We start from the raw sequence: 15,560 nt of genomic DNA, 5'->3' as shown, positions 1-15,560 counted from the left end.
ACGAATATCTACATCCCTTATAACAAGGCCGGCTTACGCCGGCCTTGTCTGCTGTTACATCACCAGACGGCGAATGTCAGCCAGTGCCTGATTGATGATGGTGATGAAGCGCGCACCATCTGCACCGTCGATTACACGGTGGTCGAAGGAGAGCGACATCGGCATCATCAGACGCGGAGTGAACTCTTTACCGTTCCAGACCGGCTCCATGGCAGACTTGGAGACGCCCAGGATAGCCACTTCCGGCGCGTTCACGATCGGCGCGAAGTGAGTCGTCCCGATACCGCCCAGGCTGGAAATGGTGAAGCAGCCGCCCTGCATTTCGCCAGCGGTCAGCTTGCCATCACGCGCTTTCTTGGAGATAGCCATCAGCTCGCGAGACAGTTCGGTAATTCCTTTCTTGTTCACGTCTTTGAACACCGGAACCACCAGACCGTTTGGCGTATCAACCGCCACACCGATGTTGATGTATTTCTTCAGCGTCAGTTTCTGGCCATCTTCGGACAGTGAGCTGTTGAAACGAGGCATCTGCTCAAGGGCCGCAGCAACGGCTTTCATGATGAAGACCACTGGGGTGAATTTCACATCCAGCTTACGTTTGGCCGCTTCATCGTTCTGCTGCTTACGGAAGGCTTCCAGCTCGGTGATGTCGGTTTTGTCGAAGTGCGTAACGTGCGGGATCATCACCCAGTTACGGCTCAGGTTCGCACCAGAGATTTTCTGGATACGGCCCATTTCAACTTCTTCAATCTCACCAAACTTGCTGAAGTCCACTTTCGGCCAAGGCAGCATGCCAGGCAGACCGCCACCCGCAGCGGCTGGCGCTTCGGCGCGTTTTACCGCGTCCTTCACGTAGGTCTGAACGTCTTCTTTCAGAATACGCCCTTTACGCCCGGTACCTTTGACTTTGGCCAGGTTTACGCCAAACTCGCGCGCCAGGCGGCGGATAACCGGAGTCGCGTGAACGTAAGCGTCGTTTTCAGCGAAGTCGGATTTCGCGTCTGCTTTCGCAGGGGCAGCAGCCGGAGCCGCTTTCTCTTCCTGCTTAGCCGGTGCAGCCGCAGCCGGTGCTTCAGCTTTCGCAGCCGGAGCCGCAGCGGCTGGCGCAGCGCCTGCCACTTCAAAGACCATCACCAGTGAACCGGTGCTGACTTTGTCGCCGGTTGCCACTTTGATCTCTTTCACGGTACCCGCGAACGGAGCCGGCACTTCCATTGAGGCTTTGTCGCCTTCAACGGTCAGGATCGACTGTTCTGCTTCAACGGTGTCGCCCACTTTGACCATGATCTCGGTGACTTCAACTTCGTCGCCGCCGATATCCGGTACGTTCACTTCTTTCGAGCCGCTGGCCGCAGCCGGAGCCGCAGCAGCTGGTGCAGCCGCTTCTTCTTTCTTCTCTTCAGCCGGAGCGGATGGCGCGGCTGCGCCACCTGCTGCTTCGAAGATCATGATCAGTTTGCCGGTTTCGACTTTATCGCCGGTAGCCACTTTGATCTCTTTAACCACGCCCGCCTGCGGAGAAGGGACTTCCATAGAAGCCTTATCGCCTTCCACCACGATCAGCGACTGTTCAACTTCTACAGTGTCGCCAACCTTCACCAGGATTTCGGTGACTTCAACTTCGTCCGCACCGATATCCGGTACATTGATTTCGATAGCCATTACTCTTTACCTCTTATGCCAGACGCGGGTTAACTTTATCAGCATCGATTTCGAACTTGGCGATAGCGTCCGCTACCACTTTCTTATCGATTTCGCCGCGTTTAGCCAGTTCGCCCAGTGCTGCAACGACAACGTAAGATGCGTCCACTTCGAAGTGGTGACGCAGGTTCTCACGGCTGTCTGAACGACCGAAGCCGTCAGTACCCAGTACGCGATAGTCGCTGGCTGGGATGTAGCTGCGAACCTGTTCCGCAAACAGTTTCATGTAGTCGGTAGACGCCACGGCCGGTGCGTCGCTCATGATCTGAGCGATGTACGGCACGCGTGCTTCCTGAGTTGGGTGCAGCATGTTCCAGCGCTCACAGTCCTGACCGTCGCGGGCCAGTTCGGTGAAGGAGGTCACGCTGTACACGTCAGAACCTACGCCGTAGTCTTTCGCCAGGATTTCTGCCGCTTCACGCACGTGACGCAGGATAGAGCCTGAACCCAGCAGCTGAACTTTACCTTTGCTACCTTCGATAGTTTCCAGCTTGTAGATACCCTTACGGATACCTTCTTCAGCGCCTTCCGGCATTGCTGGCATGTGGTAGTTTTCGTTCAGCGTGGTGATGTAGTAGTACACGTTTTCCTGTGCATCACCGTACATACGTACCAGACCGTCATGCATGATCACGGCAACTTCGTACGCATAAGCTGGATCGTAAGAGATACAGTTAGGGATAGTCAGAGACTGAATGTGGCTGTGGCCATCTTCGTGCTGCAGACCTTCACCGTTCAGCGTTGTACGACCGGAAGTTCCGCCCACCAGGAAGCCGCGAGCCTGCTGGTCACCTGCAGCCCAGCACAGGTCGCCGATACGCTGGAAACCGAACATGGAGTAGTAGATGTAGAACGGGATCATTGGCAGGTTGTTGGTGCTGTAGGACGTTGCCGCCGCCAGCCACGATGCGCCTGCACCCAGTTCGTTGATACCTTCCTGCAGGATCTGACCTTTTTCGTCTTCTTTATAGTAAGCAACCTGCTCACGGTCCTGCGGGGTGTACTGCTGGCCGTTCGGGCTGTAGATACCGATCTGACGGAACAGGCCTTCCATACCGAAGGTACGGGCTTCATCGGCGATGATTGGCACCAGGCGATCTTTGATCGACGGGTTCTTCAGCATCACGTTCAGGGCGCGTACGAAAGCGATAGTGGTGGAGATTTCTTTGTTCTGCTCATCCAGCAGCTGGCGGAAATCTTCCAGCGTTGGCATTTCGAGCTTCTCGCTGAACTTAGGTTCGCGAGTTGGCAGGTAGCCACCCAGTTTCTGACGCTGTGCGTGCAGGTAGGTGTGCTCTTCTGAGCCTTCAGCAAAGGTCACGTACGGCAGTTTTTCGATGGCAGCATCGTCAACCGGCACGTTGAAGCGGTCGCGGATATAGCGCACGCCGTCCATGTTCATTTTCTTCACCTGGTGAGCAATGTTTTTGCCCTCCGCGGTGTCGCCCATACCGTAACCTTTGATGGTATGAGCCAGGATAACCACAGGTTTGCCCTTGGTGTCCTGCGCTTTTTTCAGTGCGGCGTAGACTTTCTTCGGATCGTGACCACCACGGTTCAGTGACCAGATCTCGTCGTCGCTCAGATCTTTTACCAGCTCAGCGGTTTCCGGATATTTACCGAAGAAGTGCTCACGCACATACGCGCCGTTTTTGGATTTGAAGGTCTGATAGTCGCCGTCAACGGTTTCGTTCATCAGCTGGATCAGCTTACCGCTGGTGTCTTTACGCAGCAGCTCGTCCCAACGACCGCCCCAGATCACTTTCAGCACTTCCCAGCCTGCGCCGCCGAAGATACCTTCCAGTTCGTTGATGATCTTGCCGTTACCGGTTACCGGGCCATCCAGACGCTGCAGGTTACAGTTGATGATGAAGACCAGGTTATCCAGTTTTTCACGGGTGGCGATGGTGATCGCACCTTTAGATTCTGGCTCATCCATCTCGCCGTCGCCCAGGAAGGCGTAAACGGTCTGCTGAGAGGTGTCTTTCAGACCACGGTGTTCAAGATATTTCAGGAATTTAGCCTGATAGATCGCACCCAATGGACCCAGACCCATAGATACGGTCGGGAACTGCCAGAAGTCAGGCATCAGTTTAGGGTGTGGGTAAGAAGACAGACCCTTACCGTGAACTTCCTGACGGAAGTTGTTCATCTGGTCTTCGCTCAGACGACCTTCCAGGAAGGCACGAGCATAAACGCCCGGAGAGATGTGACCCTGGAAGTAAACCAGATCGCCGCCGTCTTTTTCCGTACGCGCACGGAAGAAGTGGTTGAAGCACACTTCATAGATAGTGGCAGAAGACTGGAAGGAGGACATGTGGCCGCCCAGGTCCAGATCTTTCTTCGATGCGCGCAGAACGGTCATAATGGCGTTCCAGCGGATAGCAGAACGGATACGACGTTCTAAAGATGTGTTGCCAGGGTATTCCGGCTCATCTTCAACAGCAATAGAGTTGATATAGTTGCTGGCTCCAGCACCTGCAGCCACTTTCACGCCGCCTTTACGTGCTTCGCTCAGTACCTGGTCGATCAGATACTGTGCGCGCTCAACACCTTCTTCACGGATGACCGATTCGATCGCCTGTAGCCAGTCGCGAGTTTCGATCGGATCCACGTCATTGTTTAAACGTTCTGACATGGGGGGTATTCCTTATCTGTGTCTAATACGTTGAATTGTCTGGAGCCTGTCTCTTTGCATTCTGTCGTTCAAAACACAAAGAGACAGGCTCGTCGTTTATACCCTTGAGCCCTGGTGCTGGCGCTGTGTTAGCCGTTACGCCAATGGTGTCGGGTATAGTGCCGCGTTATATTTACGCGTTTTACTTACGTTATTCCTTACGTTGCTGTAAACGTCGCAGGGAGCGCTCTCTACGGCTTTGCTCCCGACTTCTGTCCAGCAATATTTCCTCGATAAACGCCAGGTGTCGGTGTGAGGCTTCACGGGCCTGTTCCGGCTCGCGTGCCACAATCGCCTGAAAGATACTGGCGCGATGTTCACTCACTTTCACCAGCATCTCCCGACGCGAGTAGAGCAACTCGAAGTTCTGTCTTACGTTCTGTTCCAGCATCGGACCCATACTGCGCAGCAAATGCAGCAGCACCACATTATGGGCGGCTTCTGTGACAGCAATCTGATACTGCATCACCGCATCGGCTTCTGCGTCCAGATCCCCGCTGTCCTGGGCGGTCTGAATGTGCAGGTGGCACTGCTGTATACGTGCAATATCATCGTCTGTCCCGCGAAGCGCGGCATAATAGGCGGCAATCCCTTCCAGAGCATGACGCGTTTCCAGCAGGTCGAACTGGGATTCAGGATGGCCGGCAAGCAGTTCGATGAGCGGATCGCTCAGGCTTTGCCACAGGGTTTTCTGGACGAAGGTGCCACCGCCCTGACGGCGAAGCAGCAGACCTTTTGCTTCCAGACGCTGGATTGCTTCTCGTAGGGAAGGACGGGAGACATCAAACTGCACGGCCAGCTCGCGCTCGGGCAGTAATTTCTCTCCGGGACGCAGCGTCCCTTCCATAATCAGGGACTCAAGCTGCTGCTCGATGGCGTCAGAGAGCTTTGGTTGGCGAATCTTACTGTAGGCCATAATCCCTTCTTCTACGATGTGCCAGAGTTAATTGGTAATACCAATTTAAAAAAGGTGCCCGTAAAGTAACAAAGTATTCACCTGATGTCTATATGACAACCCGGCGAAACCAGACCCCCGTCTCGTTCCTGGCAAGGGGTAAGCGGAATTTTTCGATCGCCCTCGAATGCATAATAAATGTTAATTTTTAAAACTTTTTTGAAACACGGCAGCAGCTTAGTTAATCGGTATCCCACTAATAGCACCATCTGTAATGCCTGATTTCCCTTATGCTGCCCCCTGAAATCGTTATGCACCCACCCGGTGCGATCGGCGTTTTTTTGACCACACTGGCGCACGGAATGAGAAAGAAAGTGCAAAGCACCCCGCCTACCACTATTCTCTGCGCGACGCCAGATTAAGCCAGGTTTTACTTTATCGATAAGCGTAAATATTTCAGTACGTTATTAGATTTAACCACTCTGGCAGACATAAATAAAAACAAGCATCACGAGGAAGAGTATGGAACATCAGCAGGGCGAGACGCTGCATCGCGGGTTAAAAAACCGCCACATTCAGCTTATCGCATTGGGCGGAGCCGTCGGTACCGGTCTGTTTCTGGGCAGCGCATCGGTGATTAAATCGGCCGGCCCCGCCGTCATTCTGGGCTATGCCATTGCCGGCATTATTGCCTTTCTGATTATGCGTCAGATGGGTGAGATGATCGTTGAAGAGCCGGTGGCCGGCAGCTTCAGCCATTTCGCGCATAAGTACTGGGGACCGTTCGCCGGGCTGGCATCCGGCTGGAACAACTGGGCGCTGTACGTGCTGGTCGCCATGGCCGAGCTGACCGCCGTCGGCAAATATATCCAGTTCTGGTACCCGGAGATCCCCACCTGGGTCAGCGCCGCGGTGTTCTTTATCGTGATTAACGCGATTAACCTGACCAACGTGAAGGTGTTCGGCGAGCTGGAGTTCTGGTTTGCCATTATTAAGGTCGTTGCGGTTGTCGCCATGATTGCCTTCGGCGGCTGGCTGCTGTTCAGCGGCAACGGCGGCCCGCAGGCAACGGTCAGCAACCTGTGGGACCACGGCGGCTTTATGCCTAACGGCCTGCACGGGCTGGTGATGATGATGGCGATCATCATGTTCTCATTCGGGGGGCTGGAGATGATTGGCCTGACCGCAGCGGAAGCTGAAAACCCGGAGAAGAGCATCCCCAAGGCAATCAATCAGGTGCTGTGGCGCATTCTTATCTTCTATATAGGTTCACTGACCGTGCTGCTGTCGCTGATGCCGTGGACTCGCATTACTGAAGATACCAGCCCGTTCGTCCTGATTTTCCACGAGCTGGGTGATGCGTTCGTAGCCAATGCGCTGAACGTGGTGATCCTGACCGCCGCGCTGTCGGTGTATAACAGCTGTGTGTACAGTAACAGCCGCATGCTATTTGGGCTGGCGCAGCAGGGTAACGCGCCGAAGGCACTGATGAAGGTCGATCGCCGCGGCGTGCCGGTGAATGCCATTCTGATTTCCGCCGCCGCCGCTGCCGTTGGTGTGCTGATCAACTATCTGATGCCGGGCGAGGCGTTTTCTCTGCTGATGTCGCTGGTGGTTTCCACCCTGATCATTAACTGGGCGATGATCAGTCTGGCGCATCTGCGTTTCCGCAAGCGTGCTAACCAGCAAGGCATTGAGCCACGCTTTAAGGCGCTGTTCTATCCGTTTGGTAACTGGCTGTGCCTGGTCTTTATGGCCGGCGTACTGGTGATTATGGCCATGACCCCGGGTATGGCGATCTCGGTGTGGTTGATTCCGGTTTGGATTGGCATTCTTGCGGTTGGCTATGCGTTTAAGCGCCGTTCGGTGAAGGCGCAAGGCTGAATCTGAGGCTTGATAAAGGTGGCAGCGCTGACAGTTTAATGCCGCTGGTTATCTCTGGGATAACGGTGGCTACGCTGACTGGCGGCTGCCCCTGCCGGGCTGGTCCTCGCGCCGCTTTGCGGTGCCTTCACTTCGCTCGTCAGCCTGACGGACCGGTGCAGACGTGCGTCCTGCACGGCTGCACCTTTCGCCCACTTCCCTGTGGGCGAATCCTGGCTTCCTCTCTCCGTTCAGCGCTGCGGATGGCCCTTTCGGGGCAGCAGCCAGTCCGCTATCTGATATCAGCATTGCCTGATCAACAGATCGATTTGTTCGCAAACCTGTTTCCCTTTCCCCTTCAGTGCTGTGGATGGCCTGCTCGGGGCAGCCACCACTCTCTTTATGATGAAGACGATCATATAGCAGCCGAAAACCACCACCCAAGCTCACCAGAACCCTTCCCCTCTCTTTCCGTTACGTACCGCGTGTGATTGAGTCAAAGGGGAACCCGCCTCTGCGGCGGCCGGGTAATCCGCAGCGCTGAGGCGCAGGCAGCAGGACAGGAGAGACCAGCATGGATGCTGGGCTCAGGCCTGGCGCGGGCAGGACGCCCGCTCCGGGCCGATCCGACAGGCCTGATGCCGAAGCCGAAGGCACCCTGCGCAGCAGGGCGCGAGGACCGCCCGGCCGCCGCAGAGACGGGTTCCCGATCGCCCAACCACCAGCCAACCGCCCCGCAAGCCCCGAAGCCGAAGACGAAGGCACCCTGCGCGGCAGGGCGCGAGGACCGCCCGGACGCCGCAGAGGCGGGTTCCCAATCCACCATCCACCGGCCAGCCGACCCTCCGTCATAAGAGAATGTTATTCGTCATTTGCACCAATTTGTGGCAAAACATAGACAGTAAAAAATGAGACAGCACGCTGATTTTTTAGTCATTTCTGCGTGTGTAGCGTAGAAAGCGAGTGCAAACCTCTGCGCTTAGCACTATTCTCTTCCTGAGGCTACGTTCAGGCTCATATTTACTCACACAACAATCGTAAACTTTTCGAAACAGCATGGCGACAGGGCCTGCTGAAAAGACGAAAAAATAATAAAACATCATGAGGTTAGACATGGGACAACAGCAGGGCGAAACGCTGCACCGTGGCCTGAAAAACCGCCACATTCAGCTGATCGCGTTGGGTGGGGCCGTGGGTACCGGCCTGTTTTTGGGAAGTGCGTCTGTTATTCAATCTGCCGGGCCTGGCGTCATACTGGGTTACGCGATTGCCGGGTTTATCGCATTTTTGATTATGCGCCAGCTGGGAGAGATGGTCGTGGAAGAGCCGGTCGCCGGTTCATTCAGCCATTTTGCCTATAAGTACTGGGGTAATTTCGCCGGTTTTGCCTCCGGCTGGAACTACTGGGTCCTGTACGTACTGGTCGCCATGGCTGAACTGACGGCCGTCGGTAAATATATTCAATTCTGGTATCCGGAAGTCCCTACCTGGATGTCCGCTGCCGCCTTCTTTGTGCTGATCAACGCCATTAACCTGACCAACGTTAAAGTGTTCGGGGAGATGGAGTTCTGGTTTGCCATTATTAAAGTGGTGGCGGTCATCGGTATGATCCTGTTCGGCGGCTGGCTGCTGTTCAGCGGCAACGGCGGCCCGCAGGCAACCGTACGCAACCTGTGGGATCAGGGCGGCTTCCTGCCGAACGGGTTCAGCGGGCTGGTCATGATGATGGCCATCATTATGTTCTCCTTCGGCGGCCTGGAACTGGTCGGGATCACCGCAGCAGAAGCGGATAACCCGGAAACCAGCATCCCTAAAGCCACTAACCAGGTTCTGTGGCGCATCCTGATCTTCTATATCGGCTCGCTGGCCGTGCTGCTGTCGCTGCTGCCGTGGACCCGCGTTACGCCAGATACCAGCCCGTTCGTGCTGATCTTCCATGAGCTGGGTGATGCTCTGGTGGCTAACGCGCTGAACGTGGTTATTCTTACCGCCGCGCTGTCGGTCTATAACAGCTGCGTGTACTGCAACAGCCGTATGCTGTTTGGTCTGGCTCAGCAGGGCAACGCCCCGAAAGCGCTGCTGAAAGTGGATGGCCGCGGCGTGCCGGTGATCTCAATTCTGTTCTCCGCTATCGCCACCGCGCTCTGCGTACTGTTGAACTATCTGATGCCGGGCGAAGCCTTTGGCCTGCTGATGGCGCTGGTGGTTTCCGCGCTGGTGATCAACTGGGCGATGATCAGCATGGCGCACATCAAGTTCCGCCGTAAGAAAGATCAGCAGGGCGTAAAAACGCGCTTCCCGGCGCTGCTCTATCCGCTGGGTAACTGGATCTGCCTGCTGTTCCTTGCCGGCATTCTGGTGCTGATGGCAATCACCCCGGGCATGGCTATCTCCGTCTGGCTGATTCCGGTGTGGATCCTGATTCTGGCCGTCGGCTACTGGCTGAAGAATCGCTCTCAGAAGGCATAATCTCTTCAGACAAAACGCAATCAGGCCAGCATATGCTGGCCTGATTTTTTTTACTTAAACACCGCCCCAGCCGGGTAGATGCTTACACCAGCGTGCCGTAAATCGTCAGCAGCGCGACCACTACCACCAGCACCAGCGATATCTTCTTCGCCAGCGATACCGCCCGCCGTGGCGTTTCCACCTTATCCAGATGCGGATCGCGTGCCAGCGAGAACTGTGCCAGTCGGGTCAGTACCTGATACTGCGGCGTGTGGCGATCGCCCAGTGAAGCCAGCCAGGCGGGCAGCGCGCGCTCGCCGTGCCCCAACAGGGCGTAAGCCACGCCCACCAGCCGTACCGGTATCCAGTCAATCCAGTGCAGCAGTGCATCCACGCCGGACTGAGAACGCAGAAGAGGAGCCCGCTGCCGTGCCAGCCAGCTTTGCCAGGCGCGGAGAAATGCATAACCCACCAGCAGCACCGGCCCCCACGGACCGCCCACAACAAACCAGAACAGCGGCGCGAGATAAAATCGATAGTTAATCCACAGCAGCGCATTCTGCAACTCGCAGAGATACTCGCGCTCGCTACACTCGCCCGGCACACCGTGGATCAGCGTCAGCTCCTCCGCCATCGCATCGTGCGCATGCGCGTCGTTCTGGCTGGCAGCCTTAAGATAGGCGTGATAGTGAAGACGTACCGAGCCAGCCCCGATGCACAGCAGACCCACAAGGATCCAGAAAAGCAGCTGCGGCACGCCGAAAAACCAGCCTTTCAGCGACAGCATCAAAACAGCCACGACGGCCATAATCAGCAGCAGCATTAGTAAGGTACGCATCAGCGAGAAATGCTTTATCCGGCGAAACAGCGGCATCAGATGATGATCCAGCTGCCAGTGTTCGCCCATTTTAAACAGGCGCTCCCACCCGAGAACTAACAACAGGCTAAATAACGTCATGCCTTAACTCCCCTCTTTTTTACCCTGGACTGGCAGCGCCAGAGCGGTGCGGAATCGGGCCCAGTCGAACGCCGGGCCAGGATCGGTTTTACGCTGCGGCGCAATATCGCTGTGCCCGGTGATGTTCAGAGCCATGGCCGGATATTCAGCAATCAGCAGCCCGGTCACAGTCAGCAGTGACTGGTACTGTGCGTCGGTATAAGGCAGCGTATCGGTGCCCTCGAGTTCAATGCCGACGGAAAAATCGTTGCAGGCATCACGCCCCTGATAATTTGATACGCCTGCGTGCCACGCGCGCTGCTGAAACGGCACATACTGCACAACTTCACCATCGCGACGGATCAGGCAGTGGGCGGCAACCCTCAGGTGGCTGATATCGGCAAAATAAGGGTGAGCGGCAGGATCAAGCTGACCGGTGAACAGATCGTCTATCCATGGGCCGCCGAATTCACCGGGCGGCAGACTGATGTTGTGGATCACCAACAGCGAGGGTTTTTCATCATCCGGTCGCTGATTAAAATGCGGCGACGGAACCTTTCTGGCCTCCGTAATCCAGCCCTGTTGCAACTGCATGCCCTGCTCTCCCGTTGTCAGAATCCCCTCAGATTAGCATGATTTATTTTGGCTCTGACAAACTTCTCACCGCGCATTGACGCCGCAAAAAAATATTTTCATTTTCCTGCATCCGTTTTTCATCGCTGAACGTAGATAGCTTTGTGAGGCAAATACGCCTTCTCTTACCCGAGGAATTCAGCATGAAAACTATCATCCGTTCTGCTCTGTGTGCGTCTTTCCTGTTCAGCGCTGCCGCTCTGGCTGAGATGTCACAAAACACTGTGATGGTGGGGGGTGCAGCCATGTATCCTTCTAAAAATATCGTTGAAAATGCCATGAACTCGAAAGATCACACCACGCTGGTCGCCGCCGTGAAAGCCGCCGGACTGGTCGATACATTACAGGGCCCCGGTCCTTTCACCGTATTTGCTCCGACAAATGCGGCATTTGCCAAACTGCCGATGGGCACCGTGGATACGCTGCTGAAGCCTGAAAATAAAAGCAAACTGACCGCCGTGCTCACCTATCACGTCGTTGCCGGGAAATATGACATGAAGGCGCTGGAGAAAAAGGTCAAACAGGGCCATGGCCGTGCCGAGCTGAAAACCGTTAACGGTGCTTCACTGTGGGTGATGCAGAATGGGCCACACAACCTGCAGCTGAAAGATAACCAGGGTAATGTCGCCAACATCAGTACCTATGACGTTCAGCAGAAAAATGGCGCAATCGACGTTATTGATACGGTGCTGATGCCATAACGGTAAAAAGGGTCTATACCCTGTGCAGGGGGAACGTTTTGTTCACCTCTGCACCTCTTTCAGGACGGTTCATGGCGGAAGAATCAATCGACAGTCAGGTTTTACTGATTCGGGCAGTGGCGGCCGGCGACAAGCGCGCTTTTGAAGCGCTTTACCGTAGCTACTCCCCCTATCTGTTTGCTATCGCGTTACGCCTTCTGCACCGGCGCGGCTGGGCTGAGGAGGTACTGCATGACAGTTTTCTGGCTCTCTGGCAGCGGGCTGGCAGCTTCGATCCCACCCAGAGTGCCCCTAAAACGTGGCTGACCAACATTGTTCGCCATCGCGCGATCGATTATCTGCGTTTGCAGGACAATCGCGTTCTGGAACTGGACGATGAAGACGACGCGGGCGCTGAAGAAGGCGAGCGTGACTCCGCCCCCTCAACAAGCGAATCGCGCAGGCTGTTGACCTGCATGGACGCCCTGCCCGCAGAACAGCGGCAAAGCGTTGTTCTGGCTTATCATCATGGGCTGTCGCACGGCGAAATCGCGCTGCATCTGCAACAGCCTGCCGGTACCGTTAAAAGTTGGATCCGCCGGGCCTTAATGCATTTAAAAGGCTGCGTGGGCATATGAAAAACAAACACGATTTTGACTCCGCCCTGGCCGCAGAGTATGCCCTGGGTACGCTGCGCGGTGCGGCTCGCCTGCGTTTTAAGCGCCGCACTGAACAAGAGCCTGAACTGGCGGCAGAAGTCCGGCGCTGGCAAAACGCACTGGCCGGGCTGGATTGCGATGTGGTCCCCGTTGCACCGCCGGAAACGCTGTGGCCACGTATTGCCGCCGCACTCCCGGCGGAACCTCGGGATAACGCGGGGCTGGCTCCAGCGCCCACTGCCGGGCAGCCGGTAAAATTATCGCGCAGCGCATGGCCGATGTGGCTTGGCTGGGGTCTGGCGGCCTCTTTTGCCGGCGCGCTGCTGTATACCCAACTGGTTCCGGCACCGGCACCCGCTCAGGCTATCGCCGTTCTGAGCAACAGCCAGCAGAAAGGGATCTGGGTGATCGGCATTAACCCGGCGCAAAACAGACTGACCGTGCAGACGGCGGAGCCACCGGCCATCGGCCCTGACCACAGTCTGCAGCTCTGGCTGATCCCGCCTGGCGGTAAGCCACAGTCGTTAGGGCTGCTGGATGTTTCCGGCAACCGTCGGGTGGACATCGCCCCACTTCAGCCTGAAGCCCTGCCGGGCCTTGCCATCAGTCTGGAGCCGCCGGGCGGTTCACCAACCGGCCAGCCTACCGGCCCCGTTCTGTTCAGCGCGAAAATATCGCTGCTGTAGACAGCGACTGTGGCGCAGGCATGGCCAGGCGTTCCAGAAGGATATCACGCAGGCGCTCTGCCGCAGGGTTCAGCGCCTCCTCTGCGGTATGCAGCGCCATACCCAGTTCGCCCAGTGGTGGCAGCCGCGAATGCTGTAACACCTGCAGTCCGGCAGGCAGACCGAAGCGGCTGCGGAGCGTGATCCCCAGTCCGGCGGCGGCGGCGGCCCAGATGCCGCTCAGGCTGCGGCTGGTAAACGCCACCCGCCAGGGAATGCCCGAGCGGTTAAGCGCATCAATTGCGCAGGTGCGCATCAGACAGGGCGCATCAAACAGCAGCAGCGGCAGCGCCTCCTCCCCCGTCAGCCAGCGCGATAAATCGGAATCAGAACGCCCAATCCAGTGAAGCGGTGCGGCAGGCAGCGCATGCATTAACCGCGTATTTTCGTCCCCCTGCCAGCACAGCGCGAGATCAAGCTCTCCCTGACGCATTGCCTGCAGCAGTTCGCCGTTACGGCCAATGCGTGCTGATACCTCAACCTGCGGAAACGCGCGAGAAAACTGCCCCAGCAGCTCCGGCAAAAGTGCCTCACCAAAATCCTCCTGCAGCCCAAGGCTTACGCTGCCTGCCAGATGACGGGCGCTGAGCGCGCTGAAAGCTTCGTCGTTGAGGGCGAGCAGGCGACGACCATAGGCCATCAGCAGTTCACCGCTGGCGGTGAGTTCCAGTCGGCGACCGGATTTTTGCAACAGCGGCAGGCCACTTTGCTGCTCCAGTTTTTTCAACTGGGCACTGACCGCCGACGTTGAGCGATTGAGCTTCACCGCGGCCAACGCAAAACTACCCAGTTCCATACCGGTTACCAGAGTGCGCAGCGCCTCAAGGTCAAAAGTCACACGTCTGTTCTGTGCCATAAACATCCTGATTTTCGGGATTATCAATCCAAATATATGCGATTTTATAAACGATTACTTCCCTCTATTCTGGCATTAACTCATCAACCTCCACAGGAGTGACAATGCCTCATTCACTTACCCGCGACGATCTGGCGGCAATAGCCCCCCGTTTTGCGGCAATTACCGATGAAATTCTGTTTGGTGACATCTGGCAACGCAGTGAGCTGGGCAAGCGCGATCGCAGCCTGATTACCGTTGCTGCGCTGATAGCCGCAGGCCGCCATCAGCAGCTGCCGTGGCATCTTGATTTTGCCCAAAAAAATGGCCTCAGCCGCAGCGAACTGACCGAAGTTATCACCCATCTGGCGTTCTACTGCGGCTGGCCTGCCTCAGTAACTGCGCTCGGCCATTTACATTTTCCGCAGGAGTAAGCCATGCCTTTTACCCGTATCGCCCTGCCTGCCGGAAAAACCACGGCGTTCCGCCAGGTGCTTTCCACTCTGTTACATCAGACGCTGGTCGACTTCTTCGATGTGCCGCAGGATGACTGCTTCCAGCTGTTTGACGAATATGCCCCCGGGCTGCGCGTTTTCCCGCCTCACTATCTCGGCGGCCCGCGCTCAGAAGGGTTTATCTGGTTCCACATCACCGCAGGCAGGCCGCGCAGCGTTGATCGGAAACATCAGTTCTATCAGCATCTTGCCCGGCGACTCTCAACTGAACTGGGAGTACGCCCGGAAGACGTCATGATCACGCTGAGCTTCACACAGCCTGAAGACTGGTCGTTTGCCAGCGGCAGCCCGTTCCACTGGCCTCAGGAGAAGCCGCTATGATCGCAATGCAATATCGCTTTCGCCTGCCCGCTGACTACGACATGACCATTATCGAGAATCGCGTGCGGGAAAACGGGCACCGACTGGATAACTTCCCCGGTCTGGTGCTCAAGGCCTGGTGCTACGCCCGCAGCGGCGATCCGCAGACCACCAGCGAACCCCTCTACGCGCCGTTTTATTTGTGGCAGGACAGCGCCAGCATGGCCCGTTTTTTACAGAGTGACGCCTTTAAAAAGCTGGTAACAGACTTCGGCAGGCCCGCTATCGACTGCTGGCCGGTGTTGGAATACCTTCCGGGCAACGGCCTGCATCACTCGACCTTTGCCCGGCGGGAGATAGTCCCCATTGATGCAAACGGCGATTTACGTCAAATCAGCCATGCTCCCGTTTCGTCGGCCGATATCACCCAGATCGTTGCCTGGGATGTCCGGCAGTGGCGGCGGCTCTGCTTTCAGCTGGGCAGCCGCCCGTTCGATGAGGTTCCCGGGTATGAGCGCTACCGGGTTGGGCACCTCTCCCTGCCCGCAGGGCGGTAAGCGGCGGTTAAAACAGGAAGGTAAGGGATGCCCTGCTTCTTTCAGCCAGAGAAGGTGAGAAAATGTCGGGCTGCCGGCCCTGCGGATGGCTGACAAACGGGGGAAAAACAGGCTAGCATGGCATTCTCTGTTACC

At 56.5% G+C, this 15,560-nt stretch carries 14 protein-coding genes; 8 read left to right on the top strand and 6 right to left on the bottom strand.

Annotation, left to right across the window (positions count from 1 at the left end):
* Positions 1–54: 54 nt before the first annotated feature.
* From aceF to pdhR, 3 genes are all read right to left on the bottom strand, one after another.
* Positions 55–1,662 (bottom strand): pyruvate dehydrogenase complex dihydrolipoyllysine-residue acetyltransferase, encoded by a 1,608-nt coding sequence (aceF, locus tag PGH32_RS18855; RefSeq protein ID WP_314421187.1) that lies wholly within the window; start codon positions 1,660–1,662, stop codon positions 55–57.
* 13 nt (positions 1,663–1,675) lie between these two features.
* The gene (gene aceE, locus PGH32_RS18850; protein WP_205066736.1) at positions 1,676–4,339 is read right to left on the bottom strand and encodes a pyruvate dehydrogenase (acetyl-transferring), homodimeric type; all 2,664 of its coding nucleotides are present in this window, start codon (positions 4,337–4,339) and stop codon (positions 1,676–1,678) included.
* A 190-nt stretch (positions 4,340–4,529) separates the two neighbouring features.
* A complete protein-coding gene (gene pdhR, locus PGH32_RS18845; RefSeq protein ID WP_314421190.1) occupies positions 4,530–5,294 on the bottom strand; it encodes a pyruvate dehydrogenase complex transcriptional repressor PdhR in 765 nt (254 codons plus the stop codon).
* 501 nt (positions 5,295–5,795) lie between these two features.
* Here pdhR and aroP (PGH32_RS18840) point away from each other — a divergent pair.
* Positions 5,796–7,157, top strand: coding sequence for an aromatic amino acid transporter AroP (gene aroP, locus PGH32_RS18840; protein WP_337894822.1), 1,362 nt, complete (start codon positions 5,796–5,798; stop codon positions 7,155–7,157).
* Positions 7,158–8,249: 1,092 nt separating this feature from the next.
* Complete coding sequence (aroP, locus tag PGH32_RS18835) at positions 8,250–9,605, top strand: aromatic amino acid transporter AroP (protein WP_314421196.1); 1,356 nt, start codon at positions 8,250–8,252, stop codon at positions 9,603–9,605.
* Positions 9,606–9,687: 82 nt separating this feature from the next.
* Here the strand turns inward: aroP (PGH32_RS18835) and ampE are convergent, their stop codons facing one another.
* Both ampE and ampD read right to left on the bottom strand, forming a co-directional pair.
* The gene (ampE, locus tag PGH32_RS18830; protein WP_337894821.1) at positions 9,688–10,542 is read right to left on the bottom strand and encodes a beta-lactamase regulator AmpE; all 855 of its coding nucleotides are present in this window, start codon (positions 10,540–10,542) and stop codon (positions 9,688–9,690) included.
* Positions 10,543–10,545: 3 nt separating this feature from the next.
* Positions 10,546–11,115 (bottom strand): 1,6-anhydro-N-acetylmuramyl-L-alanine amidase AmpD, encoded by a 570-nt coding sequence (gene ampD, locus PGH32_RS18825; RefSeq protein ID WP_337894820.1) that lies wholly within the window; start codon positions 11,113–11,115, stop codon positions 10,546–10,548.
* 182 nt (positions 11,116–11,297) lie between these two features.
* Between ampD and PGH32_RS18820 the strand changes: the two genes are divergently transcribed.
* From PGH32_RS18820 to PGH32_RS18810, 3 genes are all read left to right on the top strand, one after another.
* Positions 11,298–11,855, top strand: a complete 558-nt coding sequence (locus tag PGH32_RS18820; RefSeq protein ID WP_123337191.1) for a fasciclin domain-containing protein — start codon at positions 11,298–11,300, stop codon at positions 11,853–11,855.
* 71 nt (positions 11,856–11,926) lie between these two features.
* The gene (locus PGH32_RS18815) at positions 11,927–12,472 is read left to right on the top strand and encodes an RNA polymerase sigma factor (RefSeq protein ID WP_314421215.1); all 546 of its coding nucleotides are present in this window, start codon (positions 11,927–11,929) and stop codon (positions 12,470–12,472) included.
* The gene (locus PGH32_RS18810; RefSeq protein ID WP_337894819.1) at positions 12,469–13,179 is read left to right on the top strand and encodes an anti-sigma factor; all 711 of its coding nucleotides are present in this window, start codon (positions 12,469–12,471) and stop codon (positions 13,177–13,179) included. Before PGH32_RS18815 ends, PGH32_RS18810 begins: the two co-directional genes overlap by 4 nt.
* Here the strand turns inward: PGH32_RS18810 and PGH32_RS18805 are convergent.
* Positions 13,154–14,074: a LysR substrate-binding domain-containing protein gene (locus PGH32_RS18805; RefSeq protein ID WP_337894818.1), complete on the bottom strand. Its 921-nt coding sequence runs from the start codon at positions 14,072–14,074 to the stop codon at positions 13,154–13,156. The genes PGH32_RS18810 and PGH32_RS18805 overlap by 26 nt on opposite strands.
* A 104-nt stretch (positions 14,075–14,178) precedes the next feature.
* On the opposite strand from PGH32_RS18805, the gene PGH32_RS18800 reads away from it, so the two are divergent.
* Genes PGH32_RS18800 through PGH32_RS18790 form a run of 3 tightly spaced genes read left to right on the top strand, consistent with a single transcriptional unit; the run spans position 14,179 to position 15,425 of the window.
* Positions 14,179–14,487, top strand: coding sequence for a carboxymuconolactone decarboxylase family protein (locus PGH32_RS18800; RefSeq protein ID WP_337894817.1), 309 nt, complete (start codon positions 14,179–14,181; stop codon positions 14,485–14,487).
* Positions 14,488–14,490: 3 nt separating this feature from the next.
* A complete protein-coding gene (locus PGH32_RS18795) occupies positions 14,491–14,889 on the top strand; it encodes a tautomerase family protein (protein WP_337894816.1) in 399 nt (132 codons plus the stop codon).
* Positions 14,886–15,425: a DUF4865 family protein gene (locus PGH32_RS18790; RefSeq protein ID WP_337894815.1), complete on the top strand. Its 540-nt coding sequence runs from the start codon at positions 14,886–14,888 to the stop codon at positions 15,423–15,425. Before PGH32_RS18795 ends, PGH32_RS18790 begins: the two co-directional genes overlap by 4 nt.
* Positions 15,426–15,560: the final 135 nt, after the last annotated feature.

It is taken from the genome of Erwinia sp. SLM-02 (assembly GCF_037450285.1).
Lineage (GTDB): Bacteria > Pseudomonadota > Gammaproteobacteria > Enterobacterales > Enterobacteriaceae > Erwinia.
Note: the sequence above shows the minus strand (reverse complement) of the source record. Positions and strands in the feature narration are given on the sequence as shown.

Coding starts and splice junctions, on each gene's coding strand:
- aceF (WP_314421187.1), bottom strand. CDS start 1,662: ATGGCTATCGAAATCAATGTACCGGATATCGGTGCGGACGAAGTTGAA.
- aceE (WP_205066736.1), bottom strand. CDS start 4,339: ATGTCAGAACGTTTAAACAATGACGTGGATCCGATCGAAACTCGCGAC.
- pdhR (WP_314421190.1), bottom strand. CDS start 5,294: ATGGCCTACAGTAAGATTCGCCAACCAAAGCTCTCTGACGCCATCGAG.
- aroP (WP_337894822.1), top strand. CDS start 5,796: ATGGAACATCAGCAGGGCGAGACGCTGCATCGCGGGTTAAAAAACCGC.
- aroP (WP_314421196.1), top strand. CDS start 8,250: ATGGGACAACAGCAGGGCGAAACGCTGCACCGTGGCCTGAAAAACCGC.
- ampE (WP_337894821.1), bottom strand. CDS start 10,542: ATGACGTTATTTAGCCTGTTGTTAGTTCTCGGGTGGGAGCGCCTGTTT.
- ampD (WP_337894820.1), bottom strand. CDS start 11,115: ATGCAGTTGCAACAGGGCTGGATTACGGAGGCCAGAAAGGTTCCGTCG.
- PGH32_RS18820 (WP_123337191.1), top strand. CDS start 11,298: ATGAAAACTATCATCCGTTCTGCTCTGTGTGCGTCTTTCCTGTTCAGC.
- PGH32_RS18815 (WP_314421215.1), top strand. CDS start 11,927: ATGGCGGAAGAATCAATCGACAGTCAGGTTTTACTGATTCGGGCAGTG.
- PGH32_RS18810 (WP_337894819.1), top strand. CDS start 12,469: ATGAAAAACAAACACGATTTTGACTCCGCCCTGGCCGCAGAGTATGCC.
- PGH32_RS18805 (WP_337894818.1), bottom strand. CDS start 14,074: ATGGCACAGAACAGACGTGTGACTTTTGACCTTGAGGCGCTGCGCACT.
- PGH32_RS18800 (WP_337894817.1), top strand. CDS start 14,179: ATGCCTCATTCACTTACCCGCGACGATCTGGCGGCAATAGCCCCCCGT.
- PGH32_RS18795 (WP_337894816.1), top strand. CDS start 14,491: ATGCCTTTTACCCGTATCGCCCTGCCTGCCGGAAAAACCACGGCGTTC.
- PGH32_RS18790 (WP_337894815.1), top strand. CDS start 14,886: ATGATCGCAATGCAATATCGCTTTCGCCTGCCCGCTGACTACGACATG.